Source organism: Streptomyces sp. NPDC003016 (genome assembly GCF_053591455.1).
The window spans coordinates 87115-103857 of record NZ_JBSFTV010000006.1 but is presented as its reverse complement, the minus strand read 5'-3'; the positions used below and the strand labels follow the sequence as shown (position 1 = coordinate 103857).

At 72.5% G+C, this 16743-nt stretch carries 10 protein-coding genes; 8 read left to right on the top strand and 2 right to left on the bottom strand.

What is annotated here, in order from left to right:
- The first annotated feature begins 114 nt into the window (after positions 1 to 114).
- The 5 genes from ACWDZ4_RS06900 to ACWDZ4_RS06880 all read left to right on the top strand — a co-directional run bounded on the left by ACWDZ4_RS06900 (position 115) and on the right by ACWDZ4_RS06880 (position 10213).
- A complete protein-coding gene (locus ACWDZ4_RS06900) occupies positions 115 to 2034 on the top strand; it encodes a serine/threonine-protein kinase (RefSeq protein WP_451507393.1) in 1920 nt (639 codons plus the stop codon).
- A 151-nt stretch (positions 2035 to 2185) separates the two neighbouring features.
- The gene (locus ACWDZ4_RS06895) at positions 2186 to 4792 is read left to right on the top strand and encodes a protein kinase (RefSeq protein WP_451507392.1); all 2607 of its coding nucleotides are present in this window, start codon (positions 2186 to 2188) and stop codon (positions 4790 to 4792) included.
- A 143-nt stretch (positions 4793 to 4935) separates the two neighbouring features.
- Complete coding sequence (locus tag ACWDZ4_RS06890; RefSeq protein WP_451507391.1) at positions 4936 to 6546, top strand: serine/threonine-protein kinase; 1611 nt, start codon at positions 4936 to 4938, stop codon at positions 6544 to 6546.
- Positions 6547 to 6741: 195 nt separating this feature from the next.
- Positions 6742 to 8358, top strand: a complete 1617-nt coding sequence (locus ACWDZ4_RS06885) for a succinic semialdehyde dehydrogenase (RefSeq protein ID WP_451507390.1) — start codon at positions 6742 to 6744, stop codon at positions 8356 to 8358.
- 28 nt (positions 8359 to 8386) lie between these two features.
- Positions 8387 to 10213 (top strand): GMC oxidoreductase, encoded by a 1827-nt coding sequence (locus ACWDZ4_RS06880; RefSeq protein WP_451507389.1) that lies wholly within the window; start codon positions 8387 to 8389, stop codon positions 10211 to 10213.
- A 140-nt stretch (positions 10214 to 10353) separates the two neighbouring features.
- On the opposite strand, the gene ACWDZ4_RS06875 is transcribed toward ACWDZ4_RS06880, so the two are convergent.
- Complete coding sequence (locus ACWDZ4_RS06875) at positions 10354 to 11595, bottom strand: LAETG motif-containing sortase-dependent surface protein (protein ID WP_451507388.1); 1242 nt, start codon at positions 11593 to 11595, stop codon at positions 10354 to 10356.
- Between the two features lie 783 nt (positions 11596 to 12378).
- Positions 12379 to 12699 (bottom strand): chorismate mutase, encoded by a 321-nt coding sequence (locus ACWDZ4_RS06870; protein ID WP_451507387.1) that lies wholly within the window; start codon positions 12697 to 12699, stop codon positions 12379 to 12381.
- Positions 12700 to 13021: 322 nt separating this feature from the next.
- Between ACWDZ4_RS06870 and guaA the strand changes: the two genes are divergently transcribed.
- The 3 genes from guaA (at position 13022) to ACWDZ4_RS06855 (ending at position 16729) form a co-directional block, all read left to right on the top strand.
- Complete coding sequence (gene guaA / locus ACWDZ4_RS06865) at positions 13022 to 14605, top strand: glutamine-hydrolyzing GMP synthase (protein ID WP_451507386.1); 1584 nt, start codon at positions 13022 to 13024, stop codon at positions 14603 to 14605.
- 122 nt (positions 14606 to 14727) lie between these two features.
- Entirely contained in the window at positions 14728 to 15339 is a 612-nt protein-coding gene (locus tag ACWDZ4_RS06860) for a Uma2 family endonuclease (protein WP_451507385.1), read from the top strand.
- Positions 15340 to 15481: 142 nt separating this feature from the next.
- Positions 15482 to 16729, top strand: a complete 1248-nt coding sequence (locus ACWDZ4_RS06855) for a hypothetical protein (protein WP_451507495.1) — start codon at positions 15482 to 15484, stop codon at positions 16727 to 16729.
- Positions 16730 to 16743 lie beyond the last annotated feature (14 nt).

Sequence of the window (16743 nt, the reverse complement as noted above, 5' to 3'; positions counted from 1 at the left end):
GGACCACGATCGGTCGTGCGGTGAGGGACAATGATTGCTCTGCCAGGGCGGGTTACTGCATCACCCTGGAACGCAGCCATCGCGGGCGAAGATCAGGGATCGCAGAGGGGACGCATGTCGGAGGCGGAGCAGTCCAAGGACACCAAGGGGCGTCTTCTCGCCGGGCGGTACCGGCTCGGAAAGGTGCTCGGCCGGGGCGGCATGGGCACGGTCTGGCGCGCCGTCGACGAGACGCTGGGCCGCACCGTCGCCGTGAAGGAACTGCGCTTCCCCACGAGCATCGACGACGAGGAGAAGCGCCGGCTCATCACGCGCACGCTGCGTGAGGCGAAGGCGATCGCCCGGATCCGCAACAACGGCGCCGTGACCGTCTACGACGTGGTCGACGAGGACGACCGGCCGTGGATCGTCATGGAGCTGATCGAGGGCAAGTCGCTCGCCGAAGCGGTGCGCGAGGACGGGGTGCTGACGCCTCGTCGCGCCGCCGAGGTGGGCCTCGCCATTCTCGACGTCCTGCGCGCCGCGCACCGCGAGGGCATCCTGCACCGCGACGTGAAGCCGTCCAACGTGCTGATCGCCGAGGACGGCCGGGTCGTGCTGACCGACTTCGGCATCGCACAGGTCGAGGGCGACCCGTCGATCACCTCGACCGGCATGCTGGTGGGCGCCCCTTCGTACATCTCGCCGGAGCGGGCCCGTGGCCACAAGCCGGGTCCGGCCGCCGACCTGTGGTCGCTGGGCGGTCTGCTGTACGCGTCGGTGGAGGGCACCCCGCCGTACGACAAGGGGTCCGCGATCGCGACCCTCACGGCCGTGATGACCGAGCCGCTCGACCCGCCCAAGAACGCGGGACCGCTGGAAGAGGTGATCTACGGCCTGCTGGCCAAGGACCCCGAGCAGCGGCTCGACGAGGCGGGCGCGCGGGCGCTCCTCAACGACGTGATCAGCCTGCCCGACAAGCCGGCCGTGCCCGAGCCGTCGCCCGAGGCGACGCGGGTGGTGGCACTGCCGCCCGTGCCCGAGGACGTGCTCAGCGCGGTGCGGCCGACCAGGAACGACGCGGCGAAGGACGCCGGCGAGCGGGTCCGGGGCGCGCTGAAGTCCGTACGCAACGCGGCGGCAGCCCAGTCCGCCAAGCAGAAGCAGACCGGGCGGACCGGCCCCCGGGAGGCGCAGCAGTCGCAGTCCGCGCCGGGCCCGAGGCCGCCGGAGCGGGCCTCGCTGACCGACGTCGTGCCGCGACGCACGCTGGTGCTCGTGGCGGTGGTCGCGGCGCTCGCCGTGATCGGTACCGTGCTCGCCGTCGCGCTGAGCGGTGACTCCGACGGCAAGACGCAGGGCAAGTCCAAGGACGGGACGTCCGCTTCGAGCGGCGCCACGGCCGGCGACGGTGCCAAGGGCGACGAAAGCACGGGCACGGGTACGGAAACGGACGGCGGTAAGGGCGAGGACCAGGGCCAGTCCCCGGGCGCCGGCCAGAGCCGGTCCGAGGACCCCGGCAAGGACGAGGGCAAGGGCGACGACAGCCAGGATCCGGGCGAGTCCGAAACGGACGGTCCGTCGAAGGGCGGCGGGCTGCCCGACGGGTACGTGAAGGTCGGCGACGACCGTTTCCACTTCACCATGGCGATGCCCGAGGGGTTCCGGCGCAACGGCATAGCGGGCACGAACTCCGGCGGCATATACAACAAGGACGGCGGATACCCGCGCGTCCAGGTCGACTTCACCGGCAGCCCCGGGGGCGACGCCCGCGCGGCCTGGGCCGCGGCCCGGGCCGGGGTCGCCGCGACCAGCAGCAACTACAAGCACCTCGGCATACGGCCCGTCGACTACAACGGCTATCCCACCACCGCAGACTGGGAGTTCGAGCGCGACGTGCGGGGCATGCGGGTGCACGTCCTGAACCGGGGCTTCAAGGTGGACGCGGGGCGCGGTTACTCGATCATGGTCAGCTGCAAGGCGAGCGAGTGGAACGGCGACGAGTGCCGGACGCTGCGCGAGACCGCGTTCGACACCTTCGCGCCGAAGGGCTGACGGACAGAACCGCCGGGTTGCCCGGACCCGGCGGCGCGGCCGGTCCCAGCCACGTATCGTAAGAGCTCGTGGGCTGACCGTACGCGACCGGAATTGACGACTTGATGCGGTCAGACTGGGCCGGGGGAACAGCGCGCTCTGGGGAGGCGTCGTGGACGACTACGCGGGACGGGTGCTTGCCGACCGCTACCGCCTTCCGTTGCCGCCTTCCGACGCCTACGAACTGGTCGAGACCAGGGCCTTCGACACCTACAGCGGCCAGGAAGTCCTCGTCCGGCAGGTGCCGTTGCCCGAGGTCGTGGACGCGGAGTTCCTGGACGGGGAGGGCGGCGGGGCGGCGGCGCAGCGGCAGGCCGCCGGGCGCACGACGCGGCGGCCCGCCGACCCCGCCGTGCGGCGGGCCCTCGAGGCGGCGCAGGCCGCCGCGCAGATTCCCGACCACCCCAGACTCGACCAGGTCTTCGACGTCTTCGCCGAGGGCGGTTCGCTCTGGATCGTGAGCGAACTGGTGGCGGCGCGGCCGCTGGCGGCACTGCTCGCCGAGAAACCCCTGAATCCCTACCGGGCGGCGGAGATCGCCTCCGACGTGCTGACCGCGCTGCGGGTGCTGCACGCGCACGGCTGGACCCACCGGAACATCACCGTCCGCACGGTGCTCGTCTGCGACGACGGCCGCATCGTCCTGACCGGGCTCGCGGCCGGCGCGGCGGAGGAGGCGCTCTGCGGGTACGCCCCCGTGCCGGAGCCGGCGGAGGAGGCGGACGAGGCGGCGGAGAGCGACGGCGGCTGGGCCGACGCCGGTCCGCCGGAGCACGGGACGGCCGGAGGCAGCCGTGGGGCGGAGTCCACGCCGCACGGCCCCGGGCACGGCCTCGGCGCAGCTCCTGGCTCCGGGTACGGCCCCGACGCGCGCACCGCGTTGCCGGCCGGAGGAGGGAACGCCGCCGCCGAGGTCCGCGCCGCCCGTGCCGGGGCGATAGCGGCGTACCGCGCGGGAGCCCGTGCGGCGGCCCGGGCCGGCGAGGAGCAGCGCCCGGGCGGCGGCGCGGGCCCGCTCCCGGCGCAGCGCGCGCTGCCGCGCCCGGCCGGGGGCCCGCGCGCGATCAGCCCCTACGTCGAACTCGACCCCGACCCCGACCCCACGTATCCCAATCCCACGCACTCCGGCCTCGGTTCCGGACCCGCGCCCGCCGAGCGCCCGGAGCCGGCCGGCGCCTGGCACGGCGCGGCCCCCCGGACCGGAGCAGGCGACGCCATGCGCGCCGACGGCCTGCGGCACAGCCCGGCGCAGGCGCAGGGCCAGGGCCAGGAGCAGCGCCAGGTCCAGGAAGAGGCCCGCGGCTGGGACGAGTTCGTGGCGGGCGGACAGACCTCCGCGCACCGCGGGCCCGCCACTCCGCTCGCCGCCGAGCGTGCCCGGCAGGCACGGATCGCCGTCGTCGGCGCCGTCACCGAGCGCTGGGCCCCCGAACAGGCCGGGTCCGTCCACGAGAACTGGCAGCTCGCCCCGCCCATCGGCCCCTCCACCGACCTCTGGGCCCTGGGCGCGCTGCTCTTCCGTACCGTGCAGGGCCACGCCCCGTACCCGGAGGAGAGCGCCATAGAGCTGGTGCAGCTCGTCTGCGCCGAGCCGCCCGCCTTCGCCGAGGAGTGCGGCCCCCTGCGGCCCGTCGTCGAATCGCTGCTGCGCCAGGACCCCACCGAGCGGCCCGACTTCGAGGAGGTACGCGGCTGGCTCCGCTCACTCGTCCGGTCCGCCCCCGAGCCGGATGCCGGCGCGAACGTCGTGCCGCTGCCGTCCGCCGACGCCACGCGGCTCCCGATCGTGCGCCGCCGCGGTGAGCTCGTACGCAAGCGCCGTGCCGGGGCGGCCGACGCGCACGGGCGCCACCGGCACAAGAAGACCAGGGCCGGGGGCAGGGGGGAGCCGAGAGCGCCGCGGCCTCCCCGGGAGCGGGAGCCGGACCGGGAGCCGCGGATCAAGGAGCCGCGGATCCAGAAGAAGCAGCGCGGCGGTCCCCGTTCGCTCGGGCGTACGCTCCTGCTCCTGATCCTCCTCGGCCTGGCCGCCGTGCTCGTCTACGCCATGGTCTTCATGCCGAGCGCCGGTGAGCAGGACCGGAGCCAGGGCACCCCCGAGAACGCGGGCGACAGCAGGAGCACCGGCGCGCCCGCCACCTCCGGCTCCTCCGGCACCACCGCGCCCGCGCCGCCCGCGGAGAAGGCACCGGAGAAGGCACCCCGGAAAACCCCGGAGTCGTCCGGTGCCCAGCAGCCGCAGACCTCCGCCCCGGCCGCCGATGTCGCCGAGGGGTACGGGATCCGCAAGGATGCCGAGGGTTTCCAGACAGCCGTCGACAAGGACTGGGAGCGGCGGCCGATCAACGACGCCGGACAGGTCCGCTACCGCGGCGGTGAGTTCGAGCTGGTGATCGTCCCCGGCCGGGACTCCGTCAAGGAGCAGGGCAGCGACCCGATGGACTACCAGCTGAGGAAGGAACGGGAGCTCCAGCCCGTCAGGGACTCCTCCTGGTCCACGCAGAACGGGCTGCGCCGCATCGACGTGGGCGGGCGGGCCATGGCGGAGGGCCAGTTCACCTGGCAGGACAGCAGCGGGCGCGATGTGTACGTCCGTAACCTCGCGATGATCGTCGGCGACCGGTACCACGTGGTCCAGGTGATCGGCCCCGAGGCGCAGCGCGACGAGATCACCGAGATCTACGAACAGGCCACAGAGACCTACCGGGTGACGGGCTGACCGGCCCTCCCGGGGGCCGCGCCACGCGCCCGGAGACCGATCACATCGGGACACGTGAGAGTGACGAGGTTCCATGGCCGTCTTCCGCTCCGTAATCTGGCAGCCGTAGACGCGGGGCAGGAAACGTGGACCACTCACACCGCATGACCGGCGATGCCGTGGGCGGCAGCCGACTGATCGCAGGGCGTTACCGCATCGGTGACCGGCTGGGCAGCGGCGGCATGGGCACCGTCTGGCAGGCGACCGACGAACTGCTCGACCGGCAGGTCGCCGTCAAGGAACTCCACTTCGGCGGCGACGAACCCGGCTCGACCGCCGCCGACGCGCAGATGCGGCGCGAGCGGGCACTGCGGGAGGCCAGGACCGTGGCCCAGCTGGTCCATCCGCATGTGATCGTCGTGCACGACATCGTCGAGGACCCCGGCACCGGGCTGTCGTACATCATCATGGAGCTGATCGACGGCGATTCCCTCGCGGACCGCATCGCGGCCGAAGGGCCCGTCGATCCCCGCGAGGCGGCGAGGATCGGCCTCGCGCTGGTCAGAGCGTTGCGCATGGCCCATGAGCGCGGCGTACTGCACCGTGACCTCAAGCCCGCCAACGTCCTGCTGGAGGCGGGCAGCGGCCGTGTCGTCCTCACCGACTTCGGGGTCGCGCGGCTCTCCGGCGGTACGACGATCACCAACGCAGGGTCCTTCGTCGGCTCGCCCGAGTACACCGCGCCCGAGCGCATGGAGGGCGTCGGTGCGGGCCCGGCGTCCGACATGTGGTCGCTCGGGGTGCTGCTGTGCACGGCGGTGAGCGGCGAGTCGCCGTTCCACCGCGACTCGCTGGGCGGGGTGCTGTGCGCGGTCATGCACGACCCGATCCAGGCGCCCGTGGCCGCGGGCCCGCTGCTCCCCGTCGTACAGCGCCTGTTGGAGCGCGATCCGGAGCGCAGGCTCGGCGCGGCCGAGACGGAGCGGCTGCTGCTCGCCGTCCTCGCCACCGGAGCGGCTCCCGAAGCGCCTTATTCGGCCACACAGCCGAACATTCCGCTCGCCGCCGGGCCGGCGGCGCGGCCCCGGGCCGGCGGCGTCCGGGGCGCGCTCGTCGCGGGTGCCCTCGTCGTCGTGACGGCGGGGGCGGGCGCGGGGACCGCGGCGCTGTTCCTCGACGGCGGCGACGACGGCGGTGACGGCCGCGGCGGCAACGGGCGTCCGGACACCGCGTCCACCCGTACGGTCACCTCGACCGTGTCCGGCAACGGCAACGGCAACGGCGAGGGCGAGGGACCGCCAGGCTCCCCCGGTACGGGCGCCACCGCCCGCACGCCCCCGGCCGGCTACCGCAAGGTGACCGACCCCGCGGGTTTCACGCTCGCCGTCCCCGAGGGCTACCACCGCTCGGCCGACAACGACCGGGTCTCCTACGTGTCGCCGGACAAGAGCGTCAGGATCGGCGTACGCCAGCAGATCCCCGTGGCGGGCGGGCCGCTCGGCGCGATGCGGCTGGCGCACGCGAACGGCCCGCACGCCCACCCCGGGTACCGCGAGGGCAAGGTCACCCGGACGACCCACAACGGGTGGCCCGCAGCGCTCTGGGAGTTCAAGGCGGACGGGTTCGAGGCGGGCGACGAGGACCGGCACACGTACGAGATCTCCTGGGAGGAGGGCAGCCTGATGTACGACGTGCGGGTCTCCGCGCCGGTCGGCCGGCAGGACGAGGCGAAGCGGCACTTCGACACCGCCCTCGACTCCTTCACCCGCGGTTAGACCACGGGCCGGGAACGCAGGCCGGGAAGGCGGGCCGGGACACGAGCCGGGAACGCAGGCCGGAAACACGAGCCGGCAACACAAGCCCTGATCAGGGGTTATGTGCCAGTGATCGCTGGCACGGTGGTGAGGGGCCGGCGAAAAGGCGTTACCGGCGGGTACCAAAAGGCTCCCAGGAGGCTTACCCTCGCCCTCATGACGGACACGCAGGCCCCCGCGGCCGCCCTCGGTACGAACCCCCGCGCCGCCGCCCCCGCCCATGCGCGCACCGCGGCCGATGTGGTCACTCCCGAGGTGGTCGCACAGCTCACGCGTGATGTGGCCGGCTCCGGCCGCACCGCCAACCACACCCCCTTCACCGGGGAGAAGCTGGCCGACCTGCCCGAGTCCACCCCCGAGGACGTCGCCACCGCCTTCGCGCGGGCGCGCGCCGCCCAGCCCGTCTGGGCCGCCGTACCCGTCCGCCAGCGCGCCGCGGTTCTGCTCCGCTTCCACGACCTCGTCCTGGAGCGCCAGGCCGAGGTCCTCGACCTCGTCCAGCTGGAGACCGGCAAGGCCCGTCTGCACGCGCACGAGGAGGTCCAGGCCGTCGCGATAGCCGCCCGCCACTACGGGCGCAAGGCCGCTTCCTACCTCAAGCCCAGACGGCGCACCGGAGCCGTCCCGGCCCTGACCAAGGTCACCGAACTGCGCCAGCCGCGCGGAGTGGTCGGCCAGATCGCCCCGTGGAACTATCCGCTGGAGCTGTCGGTCGGCGACGCCCTGCCCGCCTTCGTCTCCGGAAACGCCGTCGTGATGAAGCCCGACACCGAGACCGCGCTGACCGCCCTGTGGGCCCGCGACCTCCTCGTCGAGGCCGGTCTGCCCGCCGAGGTCTTCCAGGTGGTCCTCGGCGAGGGCCCGGTCGTCGGCCCCGAGATCGTCAAGCACGCCGACTACGTCTCCTTCACCGGCTCCACCCGCACCGGCCGCGAGGTCGCCCAGGGCGCGGCCGCCCGCCTCATCGGCGTATCCCTCGAACTCGGCGGCAAGAACGCCATGCTGGTCCTGGCCGACGCCGACGTCGAGAAGGCCGCGGCGGGCGCCGTCCGCGCCTGCTTCTCCTCCGCCGGACAGCTGTGCATCTCCATCGAGCGGCTGTACGTCCACGAGTCCGTCGCCGACGACTTCGTCGCCCGGTTCGCCGCCCGTACGAAGGCGATGCGCCTCGGCGCGTCCCTCGCGTACGGCGCCGACATGGGCTCGCTCGTCGGCGAGCGCCAGCTGGAGAACGTCAAGCGCCACGTCGAGGAGGCCGTCGCCAAGGGCGCCACGCTCGTCGCGGGCGGCGTCGCCCGCCCCGACATCGGCCCGCTCTTCTACGAGCCGACCATCCTGGACGGCGTCGAGGCGCCGATGGCGGTGTGCACCGAGGAGACCTTCGGCCCGGTCGTCTCCCTCTACCGCTTCACCGACGAGGACGAGGTCGTCGAGCGGGCCAACGCCACACCGTACGGCCTCAATTCGAGCATATGGACCAAGGACGGCAAGCGCGGCCACGCGATCGCCGCCCGGCTGCGCACCGGCACCGTCAACATCAACGAGGGCTACGCCCCGGCGTACGGCAGCGTCCAGGCGCCGATGGGCGGCATGAAGGAGTCGGGCCTCGGCCGCCGCCACGGCTCCGAGGGCATCCTCAAGTACACCGAGGCCCAGACCGTCGCCCACCAGCGGCTGATCCCGATGGCCCCGTCCTTCGGCATGGACGACGAGAAGTACGCGGCGTTCATGAGCACCAGCCTGAAGGCGCTCAAGACCCTGCGTTTCCGCTGATCCCAGGCTTTTTCGACGAGGAGCGCCCATGTTCCAGGAGAGCTCTGCCCACAGCCAGGAGGCTGCGGACGATTCCGCGTACGACTACGACGTCATCGTGGTCGGATCCGGCTTCGGCGGGTCCGTCTCCGCGCTGCGCCTGACGGAGAAGGGGTACCGGGTCGGCGTCCTGGAAGCGGGCCGCCGCTTCACCCGCGAGACCCTGCCCAAGACCTCCTGGGACATCAAGAACTACCTGTGGGCGCCCGCGCTCGGCCTCTTCGGCATCCAGCGCGTGCACCTCCTCGGAAACGTCATGGTCCTGGCCGGCGCGGGCGTGGGGGGCGGCTCCCTCAACTACGCCAACACGCTGTACGTGCCCCCCGCCCCCTTCTTCCAGGACCGGCAGTGGGCGGACATCACCGACTGGCAGGACGAACTGGCGCCGTACTACGACCAGGCCAAGCGCATGCTCGGGGTGCGCCTGAACCCGACCATGACGCCGTCCGACGAACACCTGAAGGCCGCCGCCGAGACCATGGGGGTGGGGAGCAGCTTCCACCTGGCACCGGTCGGTGTCTTCTACGGCGACGGCGAGGACGCCGACGGCGGTGCGACGGCCGCGCCCGGCACGGAGGTTCCCGACCCCTACTTCGGCGGCGCGGGCCCGTCCCGCACGGCCTGCACCGAGTGCGGCGCGTGCATGACCGGCTGCCGGCTCGGCGCGAAGAACACCCTCAACGAGAACTACCTCCACCTCGCCGAGAAGGCCGGCGCGGTCGTCCACCCGATGACCTCCGTCATCGGCCTCGCCGAGCACCCGGACGGCGGCTACCGCGTCGCCACCGTCCCCACCGACGCCCGCCGCAAGGCCGCGCCCCGCACCCTGCGCGCCCGCCAGGTCGTCGTCGCGGCCGGCACGTACGGCACGCAGACCCTCCTGCACGCCATGAAGGACCGCGGCGAACTCCCCCGCATCTCCTCGAAGCTCGGCGAACTGACCCGCACCAACTCCGAGGCACTCGTCGGCGCCCAGACCACCGACCGCCGCTACCGCGAGAAGCACGGTGCGAAGAACGGCGCGAAGAGGGTCGACTTCACGCGGGGCGTCGCCATCACGTCCTCGGTCCACCCCAACGCCAGCACCCACATCGAGCCGGTCCGCTACGGCAGGGGCTCCAACGCGATGGGCGCGATGTCCATCATCCAGGTGCCGTACGCCGAGAAGTTCCCCCGCGTGCTCGGCTGGCTCGGCCACGCCGCCAGGCACCCGCTCCTGACCGCCCGTTCGCTCTCCAACCACCGCTGGTCGGAGAAGACCATCATCGGCCTCGTCATGCAGTCCCTGGACAACTCCCTGACGACGTACCGCAAACCGCGCGGCATCGGAAAGGGCCTGCTCACCGCCCGCCAGGGGCACGGCGCGCCCAATCCGAAGCAGATCCCCGAGGCGGCGCGCGCCGCGTCGGTCCTCGCCGCGGAGATCAACGGCTTCGCCGGCAGCAACATCGGTGAGCTGATCGGCACTCCGCTGACCGCGCACTTCCTCGGCGGCTGCCCGATCGGCGCCTCCCCCGAGCAGGGTGTCATCGACCCGTACCACCGGCTGTACGGACACCCGGGCATCTCGGTCGTGGACGGCGCCGCGGTCTCCGCCAACCTGGGTGTCAACCCGTCGCTGACGATCACCGCTCAGGCGGAGCGGGCCATGTCGTACTGGCCCAACAAGGGGGAGCCGGACGTGCGCCCGGTGCAGGGCGCGGCGTACGAGCGCCTGGCCGCGGTCGCGCCGAAGGCGCCGGCGGTGCCGGAGGACGCCTTCGGCGCGCTGAAGCTGCCGTTCCTCGGCCTACCGGCGGTCCCGCCCAAGAGCTGAGTGAGCGCTGGCCGGACAGGCAGGCAGGCGAGAGGGCAGGCAAAAGGGGCTGCACCCCCCTCCGAGTGCAGCCCCTCCTGCCGGCTCTACCGGTGTCTCACCGGGTCATTCGGGCCGTTTCCGGCCGTGCGCGGGCCGTCTCAGACCTCGGAACCGGCCTTGCGGCGGCGTACGACGAACATCGCGCCGACGCCGAGTGCGACGGCCGCGCCACCCGCGAGGGCGAACATCGGCATCGCGGACGAGGAACCGGTCTCGGCGAGGCTGCCGGTCACCGGGATCTCCTTGGCGCCGCCCTGCGGCTCCTTGGGGCTGACCACGGGCTTCTCGACGGGCGGCTCGACCGGCGTGGGCCTGCCCGGGTTCTCGTTGTCGGCGCCCGGTGCGAGGACGCTGAACTCCCAGAAGCCGAGCGCCTGGCGGTAGCACTCCTCCTCGGAGTCGAGGTACGCGCCGAGGCCGAGGGCGAAGCTGTCGCCGGACGGAGCCTTCGCGTCGATGTTCACGCGCAGCTGGATGTCGACGACGTCCTTCGCGCCGAGCTCCGTCTTGCCCATGAACTCCTCGTCCTGGAGCGACTTCCAGGTCTTGGTGCCCTGCTCGAGGTACTGGAGCTGCAGGTGGTTGCTCAGCCAGTCGCTCTCGTTCTCGCTGTCCGGGTAGTTGTCCACGAAGGCGATCCAGCGGACCTCACCGAGCGCCTCGTCCGTGATGTTGGAGGCGGTCATCCGGAAGGTGTGCCAGCCGCTGCCCGCGACGATCTTGCCGGGCAGGCCGTTGATGTCCAGCCGGAGGGCGGACTCGGCGTCGATCAGGTCCCCGTCCTCGTCGACGACCGGCTCGCAGGCATCGAACTCGTCCCCGGGGTCCGTCGTCGGGTCCTCGTCGGGCCTGGTGCCCGGCTCGTCCTCGGGGTCGGTCCCGTCGGCCGGGTCCTCGTCCGTGCCCGGGTCGTCCTCGGGGTCGGTCCCGCCGGCCGGGTCCTCCTCGTCCTCCGGGTCGGCGTCCGGGTCGGTGTCACCGGCCGGGTCCTTCCCGGTCCCGGTCCCGGTCTCGCCCTCGGTGCCGCCCTCCGGGTCCGTGGCCGGGCCGGGCTGCGGGTTCTCGGCGTCGTCCGGGCCGGGCTCGCCGGCCGGGCCGGGCTCCGGAGTCTCGGTGTCGTCCGCGCCGGACCCGTCCGTCTCGTCCGGGTCGGTCGCCTCGCCGGGGCCGGCCGCCTCGTCCGGACCGGCCGCCTCGTCCGGATCGGTCGTCGTGGCCGTCTCGGTCTGCGTCGTGGCGGCGGGGTCACCCTCGGCGTGCGCGGCCGGCGCGGCCAGGAAAGCGGCAGGAGCTATGACGGCCGTCGCGGCCGCAAGCGCCATGGCGCGGCGAAGCTTCATGTAGACCTCAGGAAGTCCGGCGCACCGCGTGATGGCGGTACGAGATGTGAGGGCCGCCGTGGGTGTGGGGGTGTACGGGTGGCCGTTGGTTCGCAGGGATGACCTGTGGGCGGCGTAAAGGGTTGCCCGGAATCTCACGGGTTCCTCGTGTGATGTGCGCCACAACAGCTGTCCGCCGACGCGGGGCGAAGGGCCCTGCGGACCGCAGTCCGCAGGGCCCGGGCCGTCAGCACCGGCGTCAGGGCGGCGTCGGTGCTGGGGAGCGGCGCCGGGGGGTACGCCGCCGGCTCGTGCGATGGAGGGGGCGAGCGAATGGTGTGGACCAGTGGCAGCGGCCGTTCGAGGTGCGGGCTGCCTTTGCGTCGTGGGGGATCGGTCGCGGCGCGCGCAACGGTTTCGACGACATCCCGGGACCGGACCACGGGGCGCGCCGCCTGTGGGGCGCGCCGCCTGTGGGACACGCAGCCTGTGGGGCGCGCCGCCTGTGGGACACGCAGCCTGTGGGACGTGCTGACCATGGGACGTGCTGACCGTGGAACGCGGCCGGCCGGTTCCGGGCGTCCCCGGAACCGACCGCCTCGGGTGACCGGGCTGCTGTCCCCTGCCGACCGGTCACGCGCGCCGGGACGAGGTCCCACGGCGTACACGCGGTACGTCGCACGCCCCGGCGGAGCCACGCGTGGTTCTTTCCTGCGTGCCCGCCCCTGGCCGGCGCGGACACCGGGACCAACGAAGCCCTGCGGGGCCCGGTCACGCGCCGTACGGGTGAGGGCGTGCCCGAACTCAGATACGGCCCCGGCACAGTTCCAGCATCGTCATCGCGAGCGCGGTGCCGGGCTTTCCGAGGGCGTCCCTGTAGTGGGCGAGGACCTCCATCTCGCGGGAGAGGTTCACACGGCGCCCGCCCGAGGTGATGCGGGCCTCCTGGATGACGGCCGACACGGCCATCCGTTCCTGGATCAGACCGATGATCCTGTCGTCGAGCGCGTCGATGCGCTCCCGGGCGTTGCCGATGAGGTCCGCGGCCTCGTCGGTGCGGGCGCCGGTCTTCTCCGTGGCGGTGACACCGGGGGCGGGCGCGGGGGCGGTGGCGGTGGTGCTCATGTCCGTATCTCCTGAACCTGGAAGGGGAAGGGGTACGGCGTCCTGGGCGGCGACCGGGTCCGGAAACGACAGAGCGCCCCGGGCCTTGTCGGCCCGGGGCGCCTGTGAAGTCGCTTGTCAGTAGCTCAAGCAGCTCGACCATGGCACCGGTCGGACCGGGTGCCATAGGTAAAGAGGAAGCTCAGCTGCTGGTGCATGGGGCCAGTATGGCCTGCCGTCGGCGGGCGGCCGACGCCGGGTTCGTATGGTGAGACAAGGGGAATGTCTCGTCCCCGGTAGAATTGACAGTCCCGACACCCTTCACCGCCGGAAGGCCGCCCCCGTGCCAGCAGTGCCCCCCGCCGCCCCCGACGCCGTCCTCGTTGTCGACTTCGGCGCGCAGTACGCCCAGCTCATCGCCCGCCGTGTCCGTGAGGCCCGGGTCTACAGCGAGATCGTCCCCAGCACCATGCCGGTGGCGGAGATGCTGGCCAAGAACCCCAAGGCGATCATCCTTTCCGGCGGCCCGTCCTCCGTGTACGCCGAGGGCGCCCCGACCATAGACCGCGAGATCTTCGAGGCGGGCGTCCCCGTCTTCGGCATGTGCTACGGCTTCCAGCTGATGGCCACGACGCTCGGCGGCACCGTCGACGACAACGGCGCGCGCGAGTACGGGCGTACCCCTCTGGCCGTCACCAAGGCCGGCTCCACGCTCTTCGAGGGCACCCCCGCCGAGCAGTCGGTGTGGATGTCGCACGGCGACGCCTGCTCGGTCGCGCCCGAGGGCTTCAGCGTCACCGCGTCCACGGACGTCGTGCCGGTCGCCGCCTTCGAGAACGACGAGAAGAAGCTGTACGGCGTCCAGTACCACCCCGAGGTGATGCACTCCACGCACGGCCAGCAGGTCCTGGAGCACTTCCTCTACCGGGGCGCGGGCATCGACCCCGACTGGACCACGACCAACGTCGTCGAGGAGCAGATCGCCGCGATCCGCGCGCAGGTCGGCACCAAGCGCGCCATCTGCGGCCTGTCCGGCGGCGTGGACTCCGCGGTCGCGGCGGCGCTCGTGCAGAAGGCCATCGGCGATCAGCTGACCTGCGTGTACGTCGACCACGGCCTGATGCGCAAGGGCGAGACCGAGCAGGTCGAGAAGGACTTCGTCGCGGCCACCGGCGTGCAGCTGAAGGTCGTCGACGCGCAGGAGCGCTTCCTGAACGCCCTCGCCGGGGTCTCCGACCCCGAGGAGAAGCGGAAGATCATCGGCCGCGAGTTCATCCGCGTCTTCGAGCAGGCCCAGGCGGAGATCGTCGCCGAGGCCGGCGCGGAGGGTGAGGACGTCGCGTTCCTCGTGCAGGGCACGCTCTACCCGGACGTCGTCGAGTCCGGCGGCGGCACCGGCACCGCGAACATCAAGTCCCACCACAACGTGGGCGGCCTCCCCGACGACATCGAGTTCGAGCTCGTCGAGCCGCTGCGCCAGCTGTTCAAGGACGAGGTCCGGATGGTCGGCCAGGAGCTCGGCCTCCCGGAGGAGATCGTCCAGCGCCAGCCGTTCCCCGGCCCCGGCCTCGGCATCCGCATCGTCGGCGAGGTCACCAAGGAGCGCCTGGACCTGCTGCGCGACGCCGACGCGATCGCCCGCGAGGAGCTGACTGCGGCCGGTCTGGACCGCGACATCTGGCAGTGCCCGGTGGTGCTGCTCGCGGACGTACGGTCCGTGGGCGTCCAGGGCGACGGCCGGACGTACGGCCACCCGATCGTGCTGCGCCCGGTCTCGTCCGAGGACGCGATGACGGCGGACTGGACGCGGATGCCGTACGACGTCCTGGCGAAGATCTCCACCCGCATCACCAACGAGGTGGCGGATGTGAACCGCGTGGTGCTCGACGTGACGAGCAAGCCGCCGGGGACGATCGAGTGGGAGTGACCCCCGCTCAGCATGTTCGAGGTCAACGCCGTCGCCGTCGCTCATTCGTTTGGGCGGCGGCGTCGGCGTTCCCGGTGGGTACGCTGATTTCGCACGCGAGACTCCGTCGCATGGGAGCAACCATGAGCGCCGCACCTGAGTACGAGCTCGAAGAGCAGAAGTACCTGTGGCCGATCCCGCCCGAGGGCGGCTGGACGGCGGACGATCTCGACCGGATCCCGGGCCTCCCGCCGCACACCGAGCTGATCGACGGAAGCCTCGTGTTCATGAGTCCGCAGACGGCGTTTCACGCGCGGACGATGCGCCTGCTGGAGAACGCCCTCTGGGAGCAGGCCCCGGACCATCTGGACGTCATCCGGGAAATGACGATCAAGCTGGACAGGCGGAATCGCCCCGAGCCCGACGTGCTGGTGTTTTCAACGAAGGCGAACACGGGGCCGGAGCAGACCTGGTTCAGGCCCGAGGACGTCGTCCTGGCCGTCGAGGTCGTATCGCCGGACTCCGAGGACCGAGACCGCGAGGTCAAGCCCCGCAAGTACGCCGCGGCCGGTGTCAAGTGCTTCTGGCGGGTCGAGGAGAGCGACGGCCTGCCCGTTGTCTACACCTACGAGCTGGATCCTGCGACCCGCTCCTACGTGCCGACCGGTCTCCAGAGGGAGAACCTGTCGGTGGAGTACCCCTTCGTCATCGCGATCGACCTCACCGCGATCAACCGACGGCCCGGGGCGCACTGAGCACACGCCACCAGCCCGGGCCGGCGTCGGCCGCGGCGCGCGAGCCGTCCCGCGTACGGCACAATTCCCTTACCGGGGAAGGAAGTTCCCTCCAGCGGGTTGGTTCGAAAGGGCGGCATCTTCCGTGGCTGTGCAAGAGGCGATGCAGAACACGCACAGTGGCGGTTGTACGTGCGGCGACTGCCCGCACGGCGCCCGCGAGGGCCACCGGCGCGCGGTGGCGGAATTCCTCGCCAAGCGGGACGGTCTGGCCGCGGGGCAGGGTCTGCCCGCCGCCGTCGCGCACTCCGCCGGCGCCTCGCGCCAGTGGGTGTCGGACGAGCTGACCCAGTCGGCCCGCGCGGTCGCCGAGCGCAGCCGCGAGGCGGGCGAGGCGTGGCTGCGGCGGGTGTGGCTCGGCACGCTGTGCGTGGTGTGGGGCGGGGTCCTCGTACTCGTCCTCACACAGGCCTTCACCGCCATCGGCGCCGGATGGACCACGGCCCGCACCGCGGGGCTCCTCGCCGCGCTCGTCACCGCCGCGCTGCTGACCGGCGCGGCGCGCGTGCACCGGACGCGCGGCGGGCTCCTCGCGCCCCTCATCGGCGAGGACAACCGGCTGTCGACCTCGCGCGCCGTCGCCGCGAGCTGGGTGCTGCTCATCGTCTTCTCGGTGCTGGTGATCGCGATCCAGCTGGCCGGCGCCTCCGACCACGCCGGCCGCGACACGCTCATCGCCGGTCTCGAACTCGCCCGTGGTGTCGGCATGCTGACCGTCCTCGCGCTGACCTGCGCGATCGCCGTCCTCGTACGCCATGTGGTGACCGTGCGCGTGCTCACCCGGCGCCTCCAGAAGGTACGGGCCGACCGGCCCCGCGCCGCCGACCTGCTCACCGACGACTCGGGCCGCGGCAGCTTCTCCGACATCCAGTACGTCCTGGTGAGCGCGGCCGCGCTGGTCTTCGCGGCGGTACGTCTCGCCCGGCGGCCCGAGCAGCTGCCCGACCTGCCGTGGGGCCTGGCCCTGCTGGTGGCGGTCTCGGCGGCGACGTACTTCGCGGGCAAGTACGCGGAGGGCGGGCGCCCGGTGGTCCTGTCGGTCGTACGGACCAGGGAGGCGGGCGATCTGGACGCGCCCATCCGTACCGGCGACGACATCGAGATCCGCGGCGCGGGCTTCGTGCCGCCGGGCGCGGGGACCCCCGACCGGCTGGCCCGGATGGTCGTACGGATCGGAACGGTGCACGTCCACGTGCCGCTGATCCCGGTGACCGGCGGCTTCGCCAATCCGACGGACACGGTCCTGACCGTGCCCGTGCCGGTGGAGGTCGAGCCGGGCCGGGTCGAGGTGCAGGTCGTGACGGCGGCGGGCACGGAGACCGAGCCGGTGACGATCGACGTCACGGACTGAGCGGGGGCCGGCAG

Bases quoted from the DNA above. Each gene is read 5' to 3' on its own strand.
- ACWDZ4_RS06890 (WP_451507391.1), top strand. From the start codon at position 4,936: ATGACCGGCGATGCCGTGGGCGGCAGCCGACTGATCGCAGGGCGTTAC.
- ACWDZ4_RS06900 (WP_451507393.1), top strand. From the start codon at position 115: ATGTCGGAGGCGGAGCAGTCCAAGGACACCAAGGGGCGTCTTCTCGCC.
- ACWDZ4_RS06880 (WP_451507389.1), top strand. From the start codon at position 8,387: ATGTTCCAGGAGAGCTCTGCCCACAGCCAGGAGGCTGCGGACGATTCC.
- ACWDZ4_RS06855 (WP_451507495.1), top strand. From the start codon at position 15,482: ATGCAGAACACGCACAGTGGCGGTTGTACGTGCGGCGACTGCCCGCAC.
- ACWDZ4_RS06860 (WP_451507385.1), top strand. From the start codon at position 14,728: ATGAGCGCCGCACCTGAGTACGAGCTCGAAGAGCAGAAGTACCTGTGG.
- ACWDZ4_RS06875 (WP_451507388.1), bottom strand. From the start codon at position 11,595: ATGAAGCTTCGCCGCGCCATGGCGCTTGCGGCCGCGACGGCCGTCATA.
- ACWDZ4_RS06870 (WP_451507387.1), bottom strand. From the start codon at position 12,699: ATGAGCACCACCGCCACCGCCCCCGCGCCCGCCCCCGGTGTCACCGCC.
- ACWDZ4_RS06885 (WP_451507390.1), top strand. From the start codon at position 6,742: ATGACGGACACGCAGGCCCCCGCGGCCGCCCTCGGTACGAACCCCCGC.